This is a genomic window from Marinomonas transparens, assembly GCF_016463975.1.
In the GTDB taxonomy this organism is placed as follows: domain Bacteria; phylum Pseudomonadota; class Gammaproteobacteria; order Pseudomonadales; family Marinomonadaceae; genus Marinomonas; species Marinomonas transparens.
Window position 1 is genome coordinate 428,681 of the sequence record NZ_JAEMNX010000001.1, and the last position, 21,282, is coordinate 449,962.

At 41.9% G+C, this 21,282-nt stretch carries 13 protein-coding genes; 7 read left to right on the forward strand and 6 right to left on the reverse strand.

The genetic code is table 11. The annotated features are described in order from the left end of the window. Positions 1 to 14: 14 nt before the first annotated feature. From I8J31_RS01990 to gmk, 4 genes are all read right to left on the reverse strand, one after another. Positions 15 to 401 carry a RidA family protein gene (locus I8J31_RS01990; RefSeq protein WP_199466507.1) on the reverse strand — a complete coding sequence of 129 codons (387 nt, stop codon included), beginning with the start codon at positions 399 to 401 and terminating at the stop codon, positions 15 to 17. A gap of 56 nt (positions 402 to 457) precedes the next feature. Then, positions 458 to 2,575, reverse strand: coding sequence for a RelA/SpoT family protein (locus I8J31_RS01995; RefSeq protein ID WP_199466508.1), 2,118 nt, complete (start codon positions 2,573 to 2,575; stop codon positions 458 to 460). A 62-nt stretch (positions 2,576 to 2,637) separates the two neighbouring features. Next, a complete protein-coding gene (gene rpoZ, locus I8J31_RS02000; RefSeq protein WP_199466509.1) occupies positions 2,638 to 2,862 on the reverse strand; it encodes a DNA-directed RNA polymerase subunit omega in 225 nt (74 codons plus the stop codon). A gap of 58 nt (positions 2,863 to 2,920) precedes the next feature. Next, positions 2,921 to 3,544: a guanylate kinase gene (gmk, locus tag I8J31_RS02005; protein WP_199466510.1), complete on the reverse strand. Its 624-nt coding sequence runs from the start codon at positions 3,542 to 3,544 to the stop codon at positions 2,921 to 2,923. A gap of 273 nt (positions 3,545 to 3,817) precedes the next feature. On the opposite strand from gmk, the gene I8J31_RS02010 reads away from it, so the two are divergent. Then, positions 3,818 to 6,022 (forward strand): EAL domain-containing protein, encoded by a 2,205-nt coding sequence (locus I8J31_RS02010; RefSeq protein ID WP_199466511.1) that lies wholly within the window; start codon positions 3,818 to 3,820, stop codon positions 6,020 to 6,022. Between the two features lie 214 nt (positions 6,023 to 6,236). Further along, a complete protein-coding gene (locus tag I8J31_RS02015; RefSeq protein WP_199466512.1) occupies positions 6,237 to 7,097 on the forward strand; it encodes an AraC family transcriptional regulator in 861 nt (286 codons plus the stop codon). A 51-nt stretch (positions 7,098 to 7,148) separates the two neighbouring features. Here I8J31_RS02015 and I8J31_RS02020 read toward each other — a convergent pair whose 3' ends face one another. Beyond that, a complete protein-coding gene (locus tag I8J31_RS02020; RefSeq protein WP_199466513.1) occupies positions 7,149 to 8,351 on the reverse strand; it encodes an MFS transporter in 1,203 nt (400 codons plus the stop codon). Positions 8,352 to 8,816: 465 nt separating this feature from the next. On the opposite strand from I8J31_RS02020, the gene I8J31_RS02025 reads away from it, so the two are divergent. Continuing rightward, the gene (locus I8J31_RS02025) at positions 8,817 to 9,518 is read left to right on the forward strand and encodes a hypothetical protein (protein ID WP_199466514.1); all 702 of its coding nucleotides are present in this window, start codon (positions 8,817 to 8,819) and stop codon (positions 9,516 to 9,518) included. 358 nt (positions 9,519 to 9,876) lie between these two features. Further along, positions 9,877 to 10,467, forward strand: a complete 591-nt coding sequence (locus tag I8J31_RS02030; protein WP_199466515.1) for a response regulator — start codon at positions 9,877 to 9,879, stop codon at positions 10,465 to 10,467. Here I8J31_RS02030 and I8J31_RS02035 read toward each other — a convergent pair. After that, positions 10,458 to 12,251 (reverse strand): ATP-binding response regulator, encoded by a 1,794-nt coding sequence (locus tag I8J31_RS02035; protein WP_199466516.1) that lies wholly within the window; start codon positions 12,249 to 12,251, stop codon positions 10,458 to 10,460. The two genes, I8J31_RS02030 and I8J31_RS02035, sit on opposite strands and share 10 nt — an antisense overlap. Positions 12,252 to 12,486: 235 nt before the next feature. On the opposite strand from I8J31_RS02035, the gene I8J31_RS02040 reads away from it, so the two are divergent. From I8J31_RS02040 to I8J31_RS02050, 3 genes are all read left to right on the forward strand, one after another. Then, complete coding sequence (locus I8J31_RS02040) at positions 12,487 to 16,140, forward strand: hypothetical protein (RefSeq protein WP_199466517.1); 3,654 nt, start codon at positions 12,487 to 12,489, stop codon at positions 16,138 to 16,140. Between the two features lie 17 nt (positions 16,141 to 16,157). Then, positions 16,158 to 19,766 (forward strand): tail fiber domain-containing protein, encoded by a 3,609-nt coding sequence (locus tag I8J31_RS02045; protein ID WP_199466518.1) that lies wholly within the window; start codon positions 16,158 to 16,160, stop codon positions 19,764 to 19,766. Positions 19,767 to 19,898: 132 nt separating this feature from the next. Further along, positions 19,899 to 21,221: a hypothetical protein gene (locus I8J31_RS02050; protein ID WP_199466519.1), complete on the forward strand. Its 1,323-nt coding sequence runs from the start codon at positions 19,899 to 19,901 to the stop codon at positions 21,219 to 21,221. Positions 21,222 to 21,282 lie beyond the last annotated feature (61 nt).

The window sequence follows — 21,282 nt, forward strand, 5'->3', positions numbered from 1 at the left end:
TAGCCGATGCTTTATTAGTCTTCTAGCACCATGATGCCTTCGATTTCAACTTGCACGCCTTTTGGTAAAGCACGAACGCCCATGGCTGCACGGGCAGGGTAAGGTTGTTTAACAAATTGAGTCATTACTTCATTAACCGTGGCGAAGTTACCTAAGTCTGTCATGAAGATATTAAATTTCACTACGTTTTCCAAAGAACCACCAGCCGCTTCGCAGACTGCCTGTAGGTTTTTAAATACCTGAGTCGTTTGTTCAACGATGTCTTCGCTGATGACTTCCATGGTTTCTGGCACTAAAGGAATTTGTCCAGAAAGGTAAACGGTGTTGCCTGCACGAACAGCTTGAGAATATGGACCAATAGCAGCTGGTGCGTTTTCTGTGTGAATCACATGTTTTGACATGATGAGCATCCTTTTTTCTAGAAGGGGATAAAGTGGTAAATAAAGGCCGCTATTTATTAGCGACCTACAATGGTTTCTCGCGATACTTTTTCAACACAGCGAACGGCTTTAATACGGCGCATCACATCGGCTAGGCCAATACGGCTAGGGACGGTAATGCTCAATCGCAGACGACTGACTCGTCCGCGCTCAATGATATCCAGATTTGAGACTTGGAAATCGGTATCGCTAATGGAGCTGGCAATCTTTGCCACAGCACCGCGTTCGTTGATAAAGCTCACAATGAGACTAATATCGAGCTCTTCCTCAATTTCCTTGCCCCATGACATGCGAATAAAGCGCTCTGGGCTGGTTAGGTGGTCTTGAATATTGGGGCAGTTCAAATGATGAATGACAATGCCCTTATCGACTTGCACATAGCCAACAATTGGATCGCCAGGAATAGGCGCACAACATTTAGCATAGGAAATTAACATGCCTTCAGAGCCATTGACCTTGAAGGATTTTGGTGTAACTAAGGTTTCTTCATCAAAATTTGGGAATAGCTCACGGGCCACAAGGTAACCCACATGACGACCTTTACCGATGGATTCTAATAGATCATCCAAAGTGGCAAGTTGGTGATGCTGCAGCACGAGATTGACCTGCTCGCTAGTGAGATCATCAATATTGCTCTTGAAGGCATTCAATGAACGAGTAAGCAGGCGTTGGCCAATGGATATGGCGTTTTCTCGTTGCTTGTCTTTTAAGTAATGACGAATATTGGTACGTGCTTTGCCAGTAATTGCGAAGCTTAGCCAAGCCACATTAGGCTGGGCATTTTTAGCCGTAATGATTTCAACGGTTTGCCCACTTTCTAGCTGAGAACTCAATGGTGCCAAGCGACGGTTAATGCGACAAGAAATACATGTATTACCGATTTCTGTATGCACGCCATAAGCAAAGTCTACGGGTGTTGCACCTGAAGGTAATTCAATGATCTGGCCGTTGGGTGTAAATACATAGACTTCGTCGGGAAACAGGTCGCTTTTAACATTATCGACAAATTCGATGGCGTTGCCTGCTTTCTGCTGTATTTCTAATAGGCTGTTTACCCATTTCGTTGCACGGTCGTGATTGTTCGGCATATTGGAATTGCCACTGAGCTTGTAAGCCCAGTGCGCTGCGATGCCATTATTCGCGACAAGATCCATTTCTTCCGTACGAATCTGGACCTCCATGGGAATCCCGTTCGTCCCTAATACCGTAGTATGCAGAGATTGGTAACCATTGGATTTTGGTACAGCAATATAATCTTTAAAGCGGCCTTCAATAGGCTTAAACAGGGAGTGAATAACCCCTAAAATGCGGTAGCAACTATCGTGACGGTCGGTTACGATTCGCACCCCCATCACATCCATGATCTCATCTAAAGAGCGGCGTTTTTTATCCATTTTCTGATAAATGCTATAGATGTGTTTTTCACGGACACTGATACTGGCTTCAATGTAATCAGCTGCTAATTCTTCGCGAATAATATCTTCAAGTTTTTCCGTGTCTTTTATGCGTTGCTGGCCATACTTTTTGTGAATCGCCTTTTGCAACATGCGGGCTCGCATCGGGTAGTAAGCTTGAAAGGCGAGAGACTCAAGATCGACTCGAACCTTGTACATACCTAGACGATTGGCAATAGGCGCATAAATGTCCAGCGTTTCACGGGCAATACGGCGTTTTTTATGAGCCGGCATGGCATCAAGCGTGCGCATGTTATGCAAGCGATCTGCTAATTTCACCAAGATGACGCGTATGTCATCCGCCATGGCCATGGCCATTTTCTGGAAGTTATGAGCTTGCTTCTCGATTTGGCTATTGAACTCTAAATGAGTCAGCTTACTGACGCCATCAACCAGACCAGCAACACTTTCGCTAAATTGGGCTGTTAAGGCTTCGCGGCCAATGCCAGTATCTTCAATAACATCGTGCAGAAGGGCCGCTGTCAGACCATCACAATCCATCCGAAGTTCTGCAAGAATTTCGGCGACAGCGAGAGGATGGGTGACATAGGGTTCGCCACTTTTACGTCGTTGCCCATCATGGGCTTGCTCGGCGTAATAGTAGGCGCGTTTTACCTGACAGACTTGCTCGAAAGGTAAATACTGACTCAGTGTCAGGGAAAGATCTTCAATGGTATACATCGCTCATCTCACAACAGGAAATAAAGAGTACGACGGCAGTGTAATGAGCGATACCATAAGGATTAAAACTCGTGAATTGGCTGTTTTTGCTGATCAACATTTTGTGCGTTAATTAAGTCGTCTGCAATTTCACGTAGTGCAACAACCGTCACTTTATCGTCTTCTACAGGAAGCTTTGCTTCCTCGCCACCAGTGGCAAGTTGACGTGCACGTTTTGATGCCACCATGACTAATTCAAAGCGGTTATCAACATTTTCTAAGCAATCTTCTACGGTAACTCGAGCCATTTTGACCTCTGTGTTCAGTTATCTATTTTATCCAAGGGTAATTCTACTTAACGGCTTCTTACAATGACAAGAGATCATTGAGCAGAATGTCATGTTTTTGTTGCATTACGGGTGTTTTCGTACGCATTGCAACAAAAATAGACGCCATTTGCTGTAGGGCGGTATCAAAATCATCATTAATGATTAAAAAATCGTATTCGTTGTAATGAGACATCTCGTCAATAGCCTTTGCCATACGACGCTGAATGACCTCTTCTGTATCGGTTCCTCTACCCTTCAAACGCTCTTCTAGTGATTGCAAAGAAGGAGGTAGAATGAAAATACCAATGGCTTCTGAGTAGAGTTGTCGGACTTGTCGAGCCCCTTGCCAATCAATTTCTAAAATGACATCCAAACCCTCTTCGAGCATGCCGAAAATGGATTCTTTTGAGGTGCCATAATAGTTGTCAAATACTTGTGCGTGTTCGAAAAAAGCATCTTCCGCAATCATATCCAAGAAGGTTTCCACGTCAGAGAAGTAATATTCCCGTCCATGTTCTTCACCAGATCGAGCGCTTCTTGTGGTGTGTGAAATCGAAATACGTACTCGTTCATCTTGCTTAAGTAGCGCTTTATATAAGGACGATTTACCTGCACCAGAGGGCGCCGATAGAATAAATAAATTGCCTTTATGCTGATCCATGAGGTTCTTTTTAATCCGCCAAATAAGAGTCTGTTTAGAATGGTTTAGGTAATTCGTTCAAAACATCCTCCACTATACCACAAACGAGAGACGATCACCTGAAGAAGGCATTATTGATAGCACCATTTTTACAGGATTTATGGTTTTTTTGTTGTAATCCAGACAGGGTAATAACTTTTTACATTTCTCATGGCGCAAAGCTCACAGGCAGAGACTAAACTTTAAGTCTCAATATTTAAATTTTAATTGTTTTTATGGTAGGGAAAGGAATCGATGGAATTGTCCAATGACTACCAAAAAGAGGAGCGGTTAATTACAACGCCAAAGCGGCATTGTAAGGTGTTATTGATTGAAGGTGACCTGGATTATCAAAGAGCGCTTATGAATGGTTTAAGTGCCTTGCGCTATGAAGATAAAGACATTGAAATTCTTACTGTCTCATCTTCTGTTGAGGCAATGAATGTCCTGCAAGATAACCCTGATATAGCGATTATTCTTCTCAATGTAGCCATGGAGGTAGAGACTTCCGATTTAGAGTTAATTGGCTATATTCGTCAAGAAATGGCGAATAACGCTATTCGTATTGTGTTGTTAACGGGGCAGGCCGAAACGGCACCGGTAGACAACCTGGTGAGCAAATACGAAATTGATGAGTATTGGAACAAAGCTGACCTCACGCAGGAACATTTGCAAACCATTATGTTGAGTCATTTACGGACTTGGGAGTACTTGACCAATATAGGGGAGTCTCGACATGGTCTGCAATTGCTGCTCGAGTCTAGCCAGCGTTTGGGAGAAAAACGGGAAATATTAGACTATACCCGCGTTATTTTAGAAGAAATAGGGCGAATATTATGTCTGCACAAAGGCGGCATAGTGTGCTTTTTAAATACGGACGAAGAAAGCGTTGGTAAAGCCTTAATTATTACAGCCAGTGGCGAATACGCCTCATACACGCATAACTATGTTTATGCTGTCATAGAGAACCAAGAAATCATCGATGCAATTACTTTAGCGAGTCGACAGAAGCAACATGTGTTTTTAGACGACTTTGTTGTTTTGTTCTTTTCGAATACCGAGCTAGATAGCCGAGAATACATTGTACTTGTTCAATTGGATCGAAAGTTAGAAGTGAATGAAATTAACCTTCTGCAAGTATTTTGTGAAAATATTCGCGCTGGATTTCGTAACGTGGTGTTGCATAGCAAACTAACAGCACTGGCTTATTTCGACCCAATTTCTGGTATGCATAACAAAAATTGGCTGGTAAAAGAAATCCGCAATATTTCCCCATGGGAGCGATCCAGAGCGACACTATTAACACTGTATGTGGAAGACCTTGCCTATACAGAGTCTATGCTTGGGGCAAAATATTGCGATCAATTGACCTTATCCTTGTATGGGTACTTAAGAGACTTCTTTGTTAAAACAGTTGATATCGCGCTGATTGAACGTGACACCCTAGTTATATTGATTCACGAAGGTTATCACTTCGATGAGAGGTCGCTGGAGCGCATTACCCACCCTAATTTAGAACTTGAAAACTCGATCCACTCTCTTGATATTACGATTAGTGAAGTGAATATCGCTGACTTCCCAAGTTACGAAGCAGAGCAGTTGATTAGCGTTGGCAAAAGCACACTAGAGCGGGCTAAGCATGATGGCCAGTCTTATTTGGCTTTTTCTAAAGATCTGGCTGCTGCCATGTTTGGCCGTTATGAATTACTGAAAGACCTTCGTGAGGCGATTTCACTGAACGAAATCACAGCGTATCTACAGCCTAAAATTAGCTTGCAAGATGACTCTCTTGTGGGGTTTGAGGCTCTGGCTAGATGGCAGCATAAAGGTGGTGAATTTATTCCACCAGATCAATTTATCGCTTTAGCGGAGAGTTGTGGTTTGATTGATAAACTTGATCAACAAATCTTAAAACAGTCCTGTAAGGCCATAAAAGTACTAAGGGACATTGGCGTTGAAGTGCCCATTTCCATCAATGTAACGGGGAATGAAATTACCCGCCCAGACTATTTTCAAAGTTTAAAAAGTCAATTAGAAGAGGCCAGTATACCCAGTTACATGATTGAACTGGAAATCACTGAATCTCAACTTATTGAAGAAAAAGCACATTTAAATCAGCGGCTTGCGGCATTAAGAGAAATAGGTGTATTGGTGCATATTGATGACTTTGGGACGGGGTATTCTTCATTGGCCTACCTAGCCTCCTTGCCTGTTTCCACATTAAAAATTGACCACAGTTTTGTATGGCGAATGGACGAATCCGATAAAGATAGACAAATCCTCAAAATGATCATTGAACTAGGGGAAGTCATGGGGTTAAACGTCGTTGCAGAGGGCATTGAAACCCAAAAGCAAAAAGAGCAGCTTGCCGAAATGGGCTGTAAAAATGGACAAGGCTTTTTATTTGCTCGGCCTATGTCCTTAGAAGAGGTGATAAACTGGGTGAAAGAGCGCCCTTAAATAGTGTCTATTCATTTCCCTAGTCGCTTCCTATTTCCACCCCATTATCTAGGCATTGGGTGCTGGCCATGATTCTGTGATATCTGTCTGTTTTGTAAAGGAGGTGGCTGGATTCCAGCAATCTTGGTCAGGTCTTTATTCATAGCAATGTAATACTGGGACTTCGTGAAAAAGGTCTTTAAGCGTTGAATATGAAGTAGAAAAGGCGAAGCAAGTGGGCTCTAAAAGACAGTATAAAAATAGAATGCAGACGGTATGCGATTATATTTATGCGCATCTGGATGAAGACCTAACGGTCGAGGACCTCAGCCGAGTTGCGAACTTTTCTAAATACCACTTTCATCGGCAATTTTCTCTCTATATGGGCTTAAATGTCTTTAAATTCATTCAACAGCTACGCTTGAAGCGTGCGGCCTACGAGCTGGTTTTTAACCCAGATAAACGCATTACCGACATCGCCATGGATGCGCACTTTGAGTTTCCAGAGTCTTTTTCTCGTGCTTTTAAAAAAACATTTTCACAATCGCCAAGCGACTTTCGTAGCCACCCAGACTGGCTGCAACTGGGTCACAAGTATCAAGCATTTGATAATCAACTGGCGTTAGATATGAAAGTAGACATTGTTAACTTTGAAGAGACAAAAATAGCGCTGTTAAAGCATAGAGGTTCGCCAGACCATATTATAAAAACCGTGATGCAGCTTAGAGAATGGCGTAAGGATTATGGCCTATCACCAAGAAATAAAACTCGGACATTCAACATTATCTATGAAGACCCTGCCGTTGTTGCACCAGAAGACTTCCGTTGTGACCTCTCTGTAGAAGTCATGAATGAGATAGGCGACAACGGCTATGGTGTTGTTAATGACACGCTGGCTGGTGGACGCTACGCCGTCGTTCGCCACCTTGGTGCCTATGACAACATCAGCCGCTGTATCTATTTTCTTTATGGTGAATGGCTACCTGACAGTGGGGAAGAGTTGAGAGACGCGCCCTGCTTCTTCCAGTATATAAACCATTTTCCGGACGTGGCCGAATATGAACTGATAACAGACGTGTATTTGCCCATTGCTTAAGCAAAGAAGGCATAGCAATAGAACGAGACAGCTGGAGTGCGAAAGCGTTATTTAAGCGTCTGATTTTGGGCTAGCGAACCAACCAATAACGACCCAAAATGAGCAAATCACCAGCAACACATACAGTGGTATCTGCCATGATTCTTGCCAATCGTACAGGGCACCAAAGAGAACAGGGCCTAATGCTGCCAATGTATAGCTAACGAATTGCGCCATGCCGGAAAGCGCAGCAGCTTGCTTTGGACTCTGGGTTCGTAAACTGATGAACGACAAACCGAGAATGAACGCCATACAAACACCAAAACCGAACAGGAAAGCCCAAAGTGCGGACCAGCTTGGAATGAAAAGCAAGCCTAATAGACTAAGCCAAGCTAACCCTGTTGAGATTAAACTGATGCGTCGATAGCTGCCTAAGCGATTCAGAAAAGGCGCTAAAATTAAAGCGGGTAATGCCCCTGCGATCTGCAAATAACCTTGATAGAGTCCTGCCATAGAATCCGTGTAACCATAGTTGATCAAGATAGCCGGCATCCATGCGACGATTGTGTAGTTTAACAAGGAGTTTACGCACAGAAACCCCGTTACTTGCCAGGCCGTTGTAGAGCGCCAAAGCTTGTAGGAAGCTTCCTTGCTATTGGCCGCTTGAGCATCATGCTGGGTGATTTTGCAGGTAAGCCAGATCATTAATGGCAAAAGAATCATCAAGGTTTGGGTGGCTAGGGCGAACGACCAACCGCTGATGGAGAATGGAAACCATGCTTGCTCCGGCACAAGGCTTAATGGCACTGCAGAACTGGCCATCACAAACCCACCGAGACTCATCATCAACACATAGATCGATGTCAGTTGAACAATATGATTCGGAAATTCTCGCTTTAATAAACTCGGTAACAGCACATTACCAATGGCGATTCCGGCCCCGATGAGAATCGCACCAAGATATAAAGTACTAACGAATCCCAACGAACGTGTGATCATGCCCAGAGCGATTAAACCAACACCTAAGGTGAGAATCTTCTCCATTTGAAAATGCTTAGTGAGCCAAGAAGCGACTGGCGCGAAGAAGGCAAACGCCAACAAGGGCAGGCTGGTGAGCAAGCCGGATTGTACGCTACTTAATTGTAAATCTTGGCCGATGCGATCTAACAAGGGTGGAAACCCAGTTACCGGACCACGCATGTTTAACGCAATTAAAAAGATAAATAAAAGCAAATAGACAGCGTCGTGTTGAGTTAAACGTTTTAGTCTTTCCATAACTGGGTTGCCGATTGTATAGAGGGCGGTAAGAACATGCTTGCCGCGACATTATATAGAAAATTGATGCGTTTAACTTTGACACAGAGCCAATGTTTTTTCATTTCTTCGCCAGATACAGATCAGTTATTAGAAAAAGCTAATGCATAGCTAACCTCTTTAATGTGGGCTTGCCTTACCCCTTTAGTCATATCCTTTTCAACGCATTTATTAAATGAGATTAGTGAATTTCTTAATACTTACAAGGGTTTACTTGACGAATATCGCTTTCATCACCTATAGCTGTTATGTACAGAAATATAATTTTCTATACACAGAGTGCCTATTGTATTTGTTGCAGTAAGTTAAAGTGCGAACGTTTGTGAATGACGTCAGCGTATGAACGCTTGTCGGATGAAGTATTAACTGATGAATACGATATTTGGTCGTTTATCGATACAAAAATGTATTTATAAGGAGATTCTCATGAACAAAAGCTATGTGCTACCAACCTTTCTTACCGCGGTAATGTGTCTTTTTCTATCTAACCTATCGAATGCATCAGAGTGGATCGCATCCGAGGATGCCCAGTCATGTGATATGACATGTGGCGCACAAAATAGTACCCCTGTTATTAGTGGAATTTTTGCGCCAAACGGAAACCCGTTTTATGTTTGTAGGGGGGATGTTAACGAGACTGAGGGAGGAGGAAGGGCTGGTTATAATTTGAGACCCGATTTGAGTTCTGCTTGTACGGTAGGTTTTAATCAAATGGAAGTCGCGGTCGAGCCATTTGATTGTCTTTGTGACGAAAAGCCTGTTCCTATTATCAAGATTGTTGATATTGCTTCAGCGCCTACTCCACCATCTGGTAGTAAGCTGGCTTGTATGATTGGCCCTAACTCGCCAACTCCAGATGACAGAGCTACATCTTGCCCAGTCATCCAATATGGAGAATTAACTTTCTGGTTTTTTAGCTTTAATAACAATGACTTTGCTGTAAATGTGGTTGGTTATGATGCCAGTAATAACATGGTTAGTCAGAAAAGATATGATGGTGGACGTTACATATGGGCGGTTACCGTTGATGAAAGTAATCAGGAGGTGATTACTTATAATCAACATGGCGACACAGTGCGTATTCCTTGGAATGATTTTTATCTAAGTCTGAGTGATTTTAGAGACTAAGCCCCTTCTTGTAAGCCCTATTTAGGTTCTGAGTATTCGCTTTAATATCATAAAAACCGATCTTTTTAATTAGGTCGGTTTTTTTTCGTCTTGCTCTACTTGCTCTAAATAAGTCGGTTTAATTCCTTGGATGATTTTAATGGGTAGCTTCAATCTAGAAACGTTTCTAAGAGGGTTGTCTTGAGAGGGAGAAAGATTAGAGGCTACTTGACCAAAACGGTTGCGACCCTCTACAGTGCATTATGTAATAAAATGTAGCTGATTTTTGCCTATACACTCTGTCGGGAATCAAGAGCACTAATGACGCCACATTGTGGTAGCACACCTAGCTAACTCTCAGTATAAGTAGGAAAGATTGATGAAAATCCTAATTCTTGATGATCACCCTCTGTTTCGTGAGGCATTGTCTTATATCCTTCTTAAGCTTGAGGAAAAGGTTTGTATATTAGAAGCGTCTGATTATGGGATGGCGTTACAACATATCGCTGAAAATTCTGACATAGACTTTATTTCGCTAGACTTATGCCTTCCCGGCAAGGATGGTTTTGCGGCTTTGGATACCATTAAACAAAACTACCCGGCTATGCCAATCGTCGTTATTTCATCGTCTGATCATTATAATGATATTAAGCGAGCGCTGGACTCTGGTGCTAGGGGGTATATTCCTAAATATACTGAGAGTGTGGTGATGCTAAATGCGTTGCGTTTGATCTTGTCAGGAGGCATTTACACCCCCCCAAACCTCATCAACGATAAGACACCACTTACGCCGCGACAAGTCGAGGTGCTGAAACTGTTAATCGAAGGGCTCTCAAATAAGGTGATTGCATCACGTATGGAACTAGCAGAAGGCACAGTAAAAATGCACATTACCTCTATTTTTAAAAGCCTAGGAGTGAGTAACCGAACGCAAGCCGCCATGGTGGCAAAAAGCCAAGGTTATGCCTGAAAAGCGTTTTGCTGTATGCGTATGTGGTCAATGAAAGTGCGCAGCTTAAGTGTGGCAACGGGTTTATGTAGCACTTGAAAGCCGCTTTTATTAATCTCCAATAAACGATTACTGTCGATATCGCCCGTTATGATAAGTGCTGGCATCTCTTGATTGCATTCTTTATGGATCGCATAAATAGCATCGACACCGGTTTGTTGCTCGCGTAAACGGTAGTCGGCAATAATACCGTCTGGTATTTGATTTTCCTGCTTAAGCTTAGTTAAAGCTTCGGCCTTGTCAGAGGCCGTTAATACTTCGCATCCCCATAATTCCAGTAATGCTTGTGTGCCCTGACGTACAGACATTTCATCGTCAATCACCAAGATAACAGGCTTAATTGTGCCGACGGGGTTAATATTTATATGGGAGTCGAGCGGAGGTATATCTGCTGTTGCCTTGGCTGTTGACCGACTAACACGAATGGAAAATGTTGAACCTTTCCCGAATGTTGACTGCACGCTAATGGGGTGTCCTAGTAAATTGGCAGTGCGTTGCACTATTGCAAGGCCAAGCCCTAACCCTTTACTCCGTTCGCGTTCAGGGTTACCTAGCTGATAAAACTCATCAAAAATGGCCTGCTGTTCCTGCTTAGAAATTCCCATACCAGTATCTGTGACATTAATTTTGATCGATGTTGAGTCGTCTGAGTCGCAGCTAATTTCTACACGCCCAGAATTCGTATAACGAATCGCATTTGAAATATAGTTACGTAGTATTTGTTCTAATAAGTTTGCATCTGTAAATAACGTATGTGAGCAACGGGGCCAGACTAAATCGATGCCTTTTTCACGGGCTTGCGCCCCATAATCATTCGCTAATTTTGTAAACATAGCTTGTAGTTCAAAGGGCTTTTTTTCAGGTTTTAAGACGCCAGCATCCAGTTTCGAAATATCAAGTAAGGCATTAAAAAGGCTTTCTAATGCCTTTACCGACATAGTAATTTGCCCAACAACGTGGCGTATCTTCGGTTGTTCAACCGCTTCATCTAAAACGGCAGTGAATAATGATAGCGCATGCAAGGGTTGGCGTAGGTCGTGGCTGGCCGCCGCGAGAAATTTAGACTTCGCCATATTTGCTTGGTCGGCTGCATTTTTTTGAATTTGTAACGATTCAACGAGATCGAGGTTGTCAAATTGCAAATTGATGGAATTTCTCCAAGTGCGGTTGAGCCAATAGGAGAAGAAAAGCATGAGGATTAGCACCGCAAATACCAAGACTCCTATCATTTGGTACTGAGTATTATCACCTGTTACCCAAGTGAGAATAAGGGGGGTTGAAAAGGTCGGCGCATAAACCAGATAGGAAGGAGAGAAATTGGATAATAATGGCGCAGCACCCACCAGAAAACCGATGCAAGAAAACATAATAAAGTAGGCATTCTGAGGGACGTTAGGGTCATAAACCCAACACAATAAAATAGACCATACTAATGCAGAAAAAAATAAAACAACCACATTATATTGGCACAATTGCACTGTTTTTTTATTGTCGAGCTCATGTTGTTTGAAACATCGATATAGCCATAAAGACACGGCCGTGGTGATGGAAAGAAATACGAGGAGAGATAAAAGGACAAGGTTATCAGTTTCTTGCCTGAAACTAATCGTATAAATAATAGCGGCAATATAGCCAACTATGGTGGAAAGAGGCAGCTGGCGAAAAAACAACCTAGCTTGCTCGGCACGAATTTTTTCCTCCCGTTTAGCTGTTTTGTCGTGTGTATCGGCTGAATCACTGTTCATTACTTATTTTTCACTCTTGTTATGCAACATCGATACGCTCAAGTAGAGCACCCCATACAGACTAAAGTCTAGGTAGTATGCAGACTTTTGGCCTATAGACCCACCCACAATACTGACCCATTCTTAAATGCAATTAAAATCGCATTTAATTCGATGTGTTTAGGTGTGCCACCCTAAGGGGTGAGGCCTAAGTTGAAAATAATGGAGTCATCAATGTTTAAAGTGTTGTTTAGCGATGTCTAAATCCTTTGTCTCAGTACCCATTCGAATTGAAGGTAAATACCTGCAATCTTCAGAGCAAGCTGAGTCGCCAATGGCCGACTTTTCGCAATTGCCTTGGTACAGTAATGACAAAAATCAAGATGTGAATTTCAATCATCCTTTTTCCAGCAAGACCTGCCTTCGTCGAGCATTTCAAACACCTAATACAATGCTCGAAAAAGGCGTGCATCTGCATTTTATTGTGCCCCACTATCTAGGAAGAAAAGTTCCGAAATCACTAGCATTAGCCAATTCAGGGCACATGCCCGCAGCGCCTAATCGATGGATTATATCTAGAAAAACAAGTGAGAATGCATCAACATCAAAGCAGTGGTATCTGGAAAGTGACTATATTTATCCAGAAGAATACTCACCAGAGAGCGACGCCACAACCATTCCGTATCCGAATGGCAAGCCTTACCGATACATGGGCAAATGTTCCCCATTGGTCACCAATGGAACACTTCCAACAGAGAGTGATAAAAACCTTTATTTCAAAGGTCAAAATAACGGTAAACCCTTAACGATTTTGGGATATGGAGACGTAAATTTTTCATCATATTACCCTAACTGCAATAGCGTCTTTGGTTTTCATGATCCTGATGGCAACCTTGATGCTTCTACTACCTATTCTGTAATCGGATGGCATGGCAACAATGAAGATGACTTGCTGTACCAAACGATAACAGCATGGCTCACATCAACAGCGGAGCAAAAAGACGCAACACTTTCTGAAGAAGCACTTGCACAAAAACTTAAAAATACATTCGGCTTAGAGCTTGAAGGCAGTGATTCTGCGGCTATTTCACAAGCAATCCCTAGCGTTTTTTATGGGGAATTTATAGCGGATGCCAAACAAAACTCGCCAGAGGTTTCTAAAGTTAAGGTGGCGGTAGGCCAAACGGGTACCGAGGCGTTATCGAGTCTAATTGGCTATCAGCTCTCGCAAAAGATAAATAAAGACCAAGAGCAAGCAAAAAGCATCATCGAAGACCAATTGGAATCCGTACTCATGTTTTCACAGCTTGATGACAATAACATTGACGTGGGTGCAAAATTTAACGAAGCAAGACACAGCAAAGGCTTTCGACCCTCTAACGGTGTGCATAAGTGGACAATACAAACTAAAGCAACGGATAGTTTGCCTACTGATAGTGATTCAAGAGTATTACCTTCACTTCCCCAAGGTATAGGCCGTTACCTTCACGACCTAAATGACGTGCAGCTAAAATTTCATAACGCCACGCAAGAAATAGCGACACTGCAAAAGCAATTGTATGCAGATTGGAACAAATATATGCAGGCACGCTACCCTGCCAATATTGGTCTTGATGATTTCCCCGATGCCGATCACATACAATATTTTATTACCAACTACAGCATCGGCCCCATTCAACAAAAAATGCAGGCAACAGGTGACCTAAGTTATGACCAGAGTCATTCATGGAAACCGACAACTAACAGTAAAAACCCAATAGATTTGGCGCATCAAGTCATAGCCAAGTGGCAAGCGTTAGACACCTTCATACAAAATGAAAATACCGCAAGGACGACAGCAAAAGAACCCTTATTAATTCTCAATCGAATAGAAGGGCCTCGTTTCTGGGAGGCTAAGTCCCCAACGGTATTGTTGTCCGGTTTACCAGAAGAGCAAGCGGCACCTAACAATCTTATTTCGCTATCAGACGCTGTATTAAACGGCAGTATAAGCGTTAGCCTGCCCAATATATTGCAGGCGTTAAAAGGGATGAATACACAGAAATTATCCACGCAAATTTGGACCCCTTTTTTACTTGATTGGCAGTTCAGTCTTAACCCTGCACAGCTTAAACAAGGCAAAGGAATGGACAGTGAGTCCTTGCTAAATAGTTTTAATTTGGAAGAGAGTGGCCCAGATTTTAAGACCAGTAACCAGATAGCTTACACTGATACTCCCGCTGTTTTTTCAGGTACCGTTGTATTAAGCACCCACACCAAAAATACACAAGAGACAGCCATTAAGGGGTTCTTCAAGAATTTAATCAGTAAAGAAAAGCTCAGTTTTGCAAAAAACAAGGCAACGCCACCTGAAAATAATACTTTAGAAGACTTCTTCAACGCCTCAAAGTGGTCAGACGCATCCGTTTGTTTTGAAAAAAATGACTTTATTGTAGAAGGCGCAAATACCGACACGCCCCCCAATGTCTATTATGTTTTATGGCAGGCGTATCAAACCCTACAAGGCCAACAATTTTTATCACAAACCTTAGATGGATTTTATGAAGCTTGTCGGCAGCTGGATAAGGTAGCGCAATTGCCTATTCGAGAGCCAATTGGATTCACATCTGATCAAAACTTTACGGAGCAGGTCAAAGAAACAGTAGGCCGTCAGCGAGGCGTCGCCCCTGAAATCGCCTTTGAGTTTAACCCTATCCCCTGCGGACTTGTGGATTTAGAGCGGCTCAATTTAATTGATAATTTTGGGCAAAGTGTCGCGGTTAATGTCGCTGGGCACATTCCTTTTTCAGACACACTCACCGTCAACGAAGACAACGCCACACCCTACTTAAAACCAAGATTGGCACAACCAGCACAACTCAATTTTAACTGGATGAAGGCCAGTACATCGTGGGATAGCGTCGAAACACCGACCAATGATGATACGGCAACTTCGCCTATCTGTGGCTGGTTGATGAACAATTACTTGGATAACAATATCGCTATCTACGATGCGGCTGGCCATGCATTAGGCTACATAGATGATAAAGCCAGTTGGAATGCCGTACCGTGGAATACAGGTGCCTCAAATATCAATGCTGACATTCAAAATACTCACTTGTATAACGTAGCCCAAAAAATCATGGCCTCTGCTGAGTTTATGGGGAACTTTATGCAGGCTACCCAAAATGCCCAACACAATATTGCTCCGCAGAATGCCCAACAACACAGCTTAAAAAGCCGATTAGTAGGCAAACCGATTGCGGTTGTCAGGGCGGCTGTCGGCTTGCAGCTTAAAGGCCTGCCTGCCATCGACCAAAGCTGGCCAGCCTTAATGCAAGATCTGGACAATTGTAATCAAAAAAGTGGTTGGGGCTACGGACAAAGGTATAAAGACAACTGGACATCGGTGCAGTTTCCTTGTCGATTAGGTGAACATAGGCAACTAAATGATGGACTGATTGGTTATTGGACAGAAAGTCCAGAGGGCTTGTTGTCAAATACATTCATCGCGCCACAAACAACAAACACCGATGGAGCTCATATTGAGGCATACACAAAAGGTGGCTTTCAGGATCAGCCCCTAGTACTTAATGCCGAGCCGTTAATGATGACCATGCTGATGGACCCGCATGGGTTAATTCATGCCACCACAGGAATATTACCGACAAAAGCACTGAGCATTCCGGAAAAACACTACCTGCCCGCGTTGCAAAAATTAAAAGTCTGGTTTGCATCAAAGCCTCTTATTCAAGCGCAGGGACAAGATAAAACAATACAACTAAATTTGCCCAATATACCTGACATGCAGTGGCAATGGTGGGATCCCTACAATGGCACCAGCCGCATCGAAAAATACGTCACAAATACACAAGCGCCTTCAGAAATAAAAGAAGGTTGGATCCTGCTTGAAAATAATTTAAACCATTAAAAATAGCGAATAATACTATGCCTACATTCAGCTCTGTTTATCCTTATGATGTAACGCTCAAAAATCATTCTTTTGGTAATGATGATGTCTCGTTGCTTTACATCACCAATAAAATAAACGAAATGTCTGCTTTTCAGAAATTAAACATCTCCGTTCTACAGCAAGCACTCGGGGAATACACCTTTAACGGTTTTGATTTCAAGGCTCCCGCCACAATAGGTAGCTATGTACCGGCAAACAGTATTAATACACCAACGTTGGCGCCTGCCAATAGTACTTTTAAGCCCGATTCAAGCCAATACAACCTAGGCCTAGTGATCAAAAAAGGGGTGCTTGAAGAGCAGGTACTCTTGTCATTCAGCAATATTTTATACAGCGCATTACAAAAAAGCTTACCAGATGGAACTGACGCTGCGGTACAAGGCCCGTTTATTTCCAGTAGCAACAATACACTCACCTGGTACTGTGCATTTTCACAAAATATTGTTGCTGCCAAAGTATCCACATGGAAGACGGTGCCCAGTAATATACCTATGGTAAACATCAGCAAAATAAAGGATGGAAAACTATTTGGTATTGGTACGGATCATAACTTTTATACCTGTGATCTCAATATAGGAGCGGTTTGGACAAAAGTAACTACATCATCAAATTGGCAAGCTTTGAGTGGTATTGCGACATCCAATGGGAATATATGGCTAATTGGAACCGATCATAACCTTTACGATGGTGGTGCCGCCATTAACTCTCAATATACGTTAATGCCAGGTTGTGGCGATACCACTTTCCTTGCAGGAATGGCAGACAACTCCCTACTTGCTATTAATACATCGGGCTATTTACTGCATATGCCCATTGGTGCTACTACTTGGCAAATTATTGATAAAACCACACCATTAAAAAGCCTTTTTATGGGTGCCAATAATTCAATCTTTGGCGTTGGTAAAGATGCTTCAATATATGAGCGTAGTGGTGTTCTGGGTACATGGCATAAAATAGCGGCTTTGCCCGAAGCAATTGCCTATCAACAAACCGTAGGCACGAAACAATATGGCGTCAATTGTGCGAACAATAGCCTAGTTTGTTTAAGTGTTGAAAATACAACGCCCGTTTTAAGTTTTGAATTAGATGGCGTTTCAGCAGCACCTGAATCAGGTGCCAGAAACACACAAATAGAATTTTTATTTGGCGCAATAAGTATTGGAACAAATGCAGAAAAGTTTTCTTTTAAGCGCTCGGTTTCATTGGATATTCTCAACCATCAGGGGCAGAGTTATGCGCCACTTCAATTTGGTGTAGTGGGTGATGGGGAGTTGTTAAATAATGGAAGCACACAAAATTTAACCCTGTATTTTCAAACCTTTCAGAATCAAAAGCTGGTGTTCAATGCCAATACTCTTATTACCTTTACCTTTCCCTACACAGAAAGTAATGCAGAGCTAGTGGCTTTTTCTGATTCATCATCGGTAAAGGCTTATACCTTAACGCCCGACGCGAGTGCTCATTTTTCAGTACTTCCCAATCAAGCTACGGGTGTGATTCAAATACAATACAAGGGTGGTACTCCATCAGCACCACTAGAACTAAATTTAGATATTTTTAAATTCAGCGAAATCCAATTATCAGGGAAGAATGGCCTGGCGGTTATCGAAGTAGCTGTGCAAAACCTGCCTGGTTATTGGGACAGCATTTTTCAAATACCGATCAAGAAAACAGAAAACAGTATTGGGCAACAATTAGAGTTACCTACTTCGAATAATATTGGACGATCAGCGACTAATGGCTCTCGCATAGACTTCATGTCAGAAGGGCTGGACAAAAAACAGCAGTACAACCTGACCATAGAAGCCAGTAAGGGGCTTAACTTATATGGTATTCCACCCACGGTGGCTACTCCCGTTGCGCAGGGGGTTCATGCTTCTGATAAACCAACGCCTGGTTTACCCGTACGGATCAGGGAAGCCGACCTTCTGATTCCAGAAGGTCGATTGGCCATCAATAGCGGCAGCTATTATCCCGAACCTAAAAATCCCAAACATAAGATCAACCCCAATGAAAAACTCAATGTAACCGGAGATACCTTTCTCGATGGGCACTTGGGGATTTCTGGACATGTTGGTATTGGAGGACAAGTTGCGATAACAAGTAGTACAAAAGGGACTGCATTACAAATCCCTTTTAATGGAAGTTCCAACGCTACAGGTCTATATGTTGGAAATGAGACTGATTTTTCTAACATTATATGGGGAGGGGTTGTTGTTGATGTGCCTACGAGTGCTGGTTCTTGGCCTCTGGTTATCGCAAAAGATAAAAAAATTATAGGAGGAATTGATGATATAGGTAGCCTACATGGCCAAGACGTTAACGCCGGTGGAAACGCTACCGTTGGTGGCACAACCACATTAAATAACGGCGTAACGGTTACTGGCGGTGCCACGTCATTGAAGAACACTACGGTAAATGGAGCATTAAATGTAACTGATGCAGCAGACTTTAGTGGAAACGTAACGGTTAAGGGAACAACTTCCCTGATTGGAAATACCACAGTAAGCGGAATAACTACATTAACTCAAGGCGCTACAGTAAATGGAATTGTTACAGTAAATGGAGACTTAAATGCAACTGGAAGGTTGGGAATCGGCATAACAACTCCATTTTCTCAACTACATATTAGTAATGGTGCAACAGCTCCGACTCCAACTGGTAATATGACAGAGGGATTGGTGGTGTCTAATGGAATTGGTGGAGCAGCTATAAATATTGGAGCTGGATGGATAGAAAGTGCCTATGTAAATAATGCCCAAGTCCCCGTGTCTTTATCTTTAAATCCTAAAGGTGGCTATGTCGGTATTGGAACCAGTAGCCCTCTAGCTCCTTTACATGTTATGGGAGGTGTAGCCCCAACAGTTACCACTGGGGGGGTATATTTTGATAGCACTCAGGCTAATTTGCATGGTTATGGCGCGACATGTGAAAATTCTATTATTGCTGAACATTCTATACAAGCTTTACGTTTTGTTGCTGCTTCCGACCAGAGAATTAAAAGTAATCCGCTAGCAAGTCATTCTACCAACGATCTGAAAACACTCTTACAACTCCGTATTACCGATTACCAATACCTAGATAAAGTAAAGTATGGCAACAAAATGAGCAAAGGTCTCATTGCTCAAGAAGTTGAAAGACTATTTCCTCAAGCTATTTCCCATAAAACAGACTTTATCCCCAACATCTATGCCGCCGCCAATAGCATAGAAGTCAATGAAGCCAAAAAACAACTCACCTGCACACTTGATAAAGCGCATGGGCTAATTATCGGTGATTTAGTTAAGCTGATCACAGAAACTAATACTGAACTACAAAAAGACGTTATAGAGATCATTGACGAAAAGACGTTTATCGTCAAAAACTGGAACGAAAAAGCTGAAAAAATCTTTGTATTTGGTCAGCAAGTGGACGATTTCCACACGGTCGATTACCAGCAAGTGTCTATGCTGGGCATCAGTGCAATCCAAGCCTTACACCAAGAAGTGCAAGCTCTCAAGAATGAAAACCAAAGCTTAAAAGAACAATTGCAAACAGAAATGAAAAGTTTGAGGGGAGAATTAGAAGCTTTGAAAGGGAAATAAATACGGAATGCTTTGCGTTCGTTATCGTGATATGACGTTGGTTGAAACAGCAAAATGAATAGTAAACAGTAGCGACAATTTTGCTAAAAAGCGCCTATTGAAAAGACGAGTAGAGTAAAAAGGAAATAGATCATGCCAGACCCAATCAAATTCACCAATGACGACACTCTTAATGGATTACTGACTGAATATTATCGGCAGGTTATTGAAGTTAGAGGCTTATCTGACATGTATAAAGATGAGGAAAGTCAAACTGCTTTTCTTGCAACAGCAAAAGAGGTTGCCTCAAGTCATTACGCCACCGCTTTCAAGTTAGCATTAAAATTTGTGGAGGCTCAAACGGGCGATTTCTTTCAGAAAGGAGTGATTTTATTGTTAGCGGTTAACCCTAATTACATGTTTAGCCCTCCTGACTTTTTTCTTTACGACCAATCTATATGGAATTTTCCGGAACAGGATCCTGCAAACTTATGTGATGCTTACATAGGTGAACAAACAATTTATCTAAAAAATGAATTTAAAGAATGCAAGAAATTCAAATCTTTTTTAACCGGTGGTTCAGATAATGTTAAAATTGAGTTTGAATACGAAAAAACAAAAAAGGATTATACAGTTCTGGCAAATAAATTTTGTGATTATAGTATTCAATTAGAAGAAGACTTAGTAACTCTGAATAGAACTGAATTGGCTTATGAAGCAGGAGAGGGCGTCTTCACTATACCACAGATAGGAGAAAGTAAAGCTCGAATGTATTCGATAAAAAGTGGAAAAATTTCACCCCAAAACTATGACTTGAGTGTATTGGGGCACGGAGTAGAGCGAGCAAGAAACTATTCTTTAGAGGAGGATACAACTACAGTGATGTTGCCAACGGAAACTATTATTGTAAGGGGTTCCAATGAAGATGGTGATTATTCAAAAAAAATTACAAAACAACTAAAAAAAGATTTCAAAGAAGTGCTGGGTATAAACACAATATCCAATCAGCAATTTTTTCACTTTGTGTCTCTTGATTTAGGTGGAGCGGACAAAGGTGGTTCAGGGTCGAAATGGTCGAATATATATTATCATGCGTATGAACTTCCTTTGCAGAAACTAAATAAAATGAAGGATACTAAGTTAAACGTTAATGTTAATAATACAGGATATATCTGCACGTTTAAAATCAATCGTGAAAAAAAGAAATCAATGTATATCGAAAAAACCGATGTCCAGATATTTGATGCAAAGAAAGGATTATTATTTAAAGATAGTTTTAGTTGTCAAATGTCATTCTGTGATCAAATTATGAGCCGAATAAAATATGCAGAAGTAATGTTGGCAACAAAACCTTCGCTTTTCTATCAGCTCCTACAATTTAACCAAGATGAAATAAAATTGTTTGAAAAAACCTTCTTCTTTTCTAGTGTCGCAACTACTACTGGCTCTACTACAACTTCAGGTTCTGATCATTAATAGCCCGTATTTACTAATGCATGATCTTAAAGCAAATAAACTAAAATAAGAGTGTAAAACA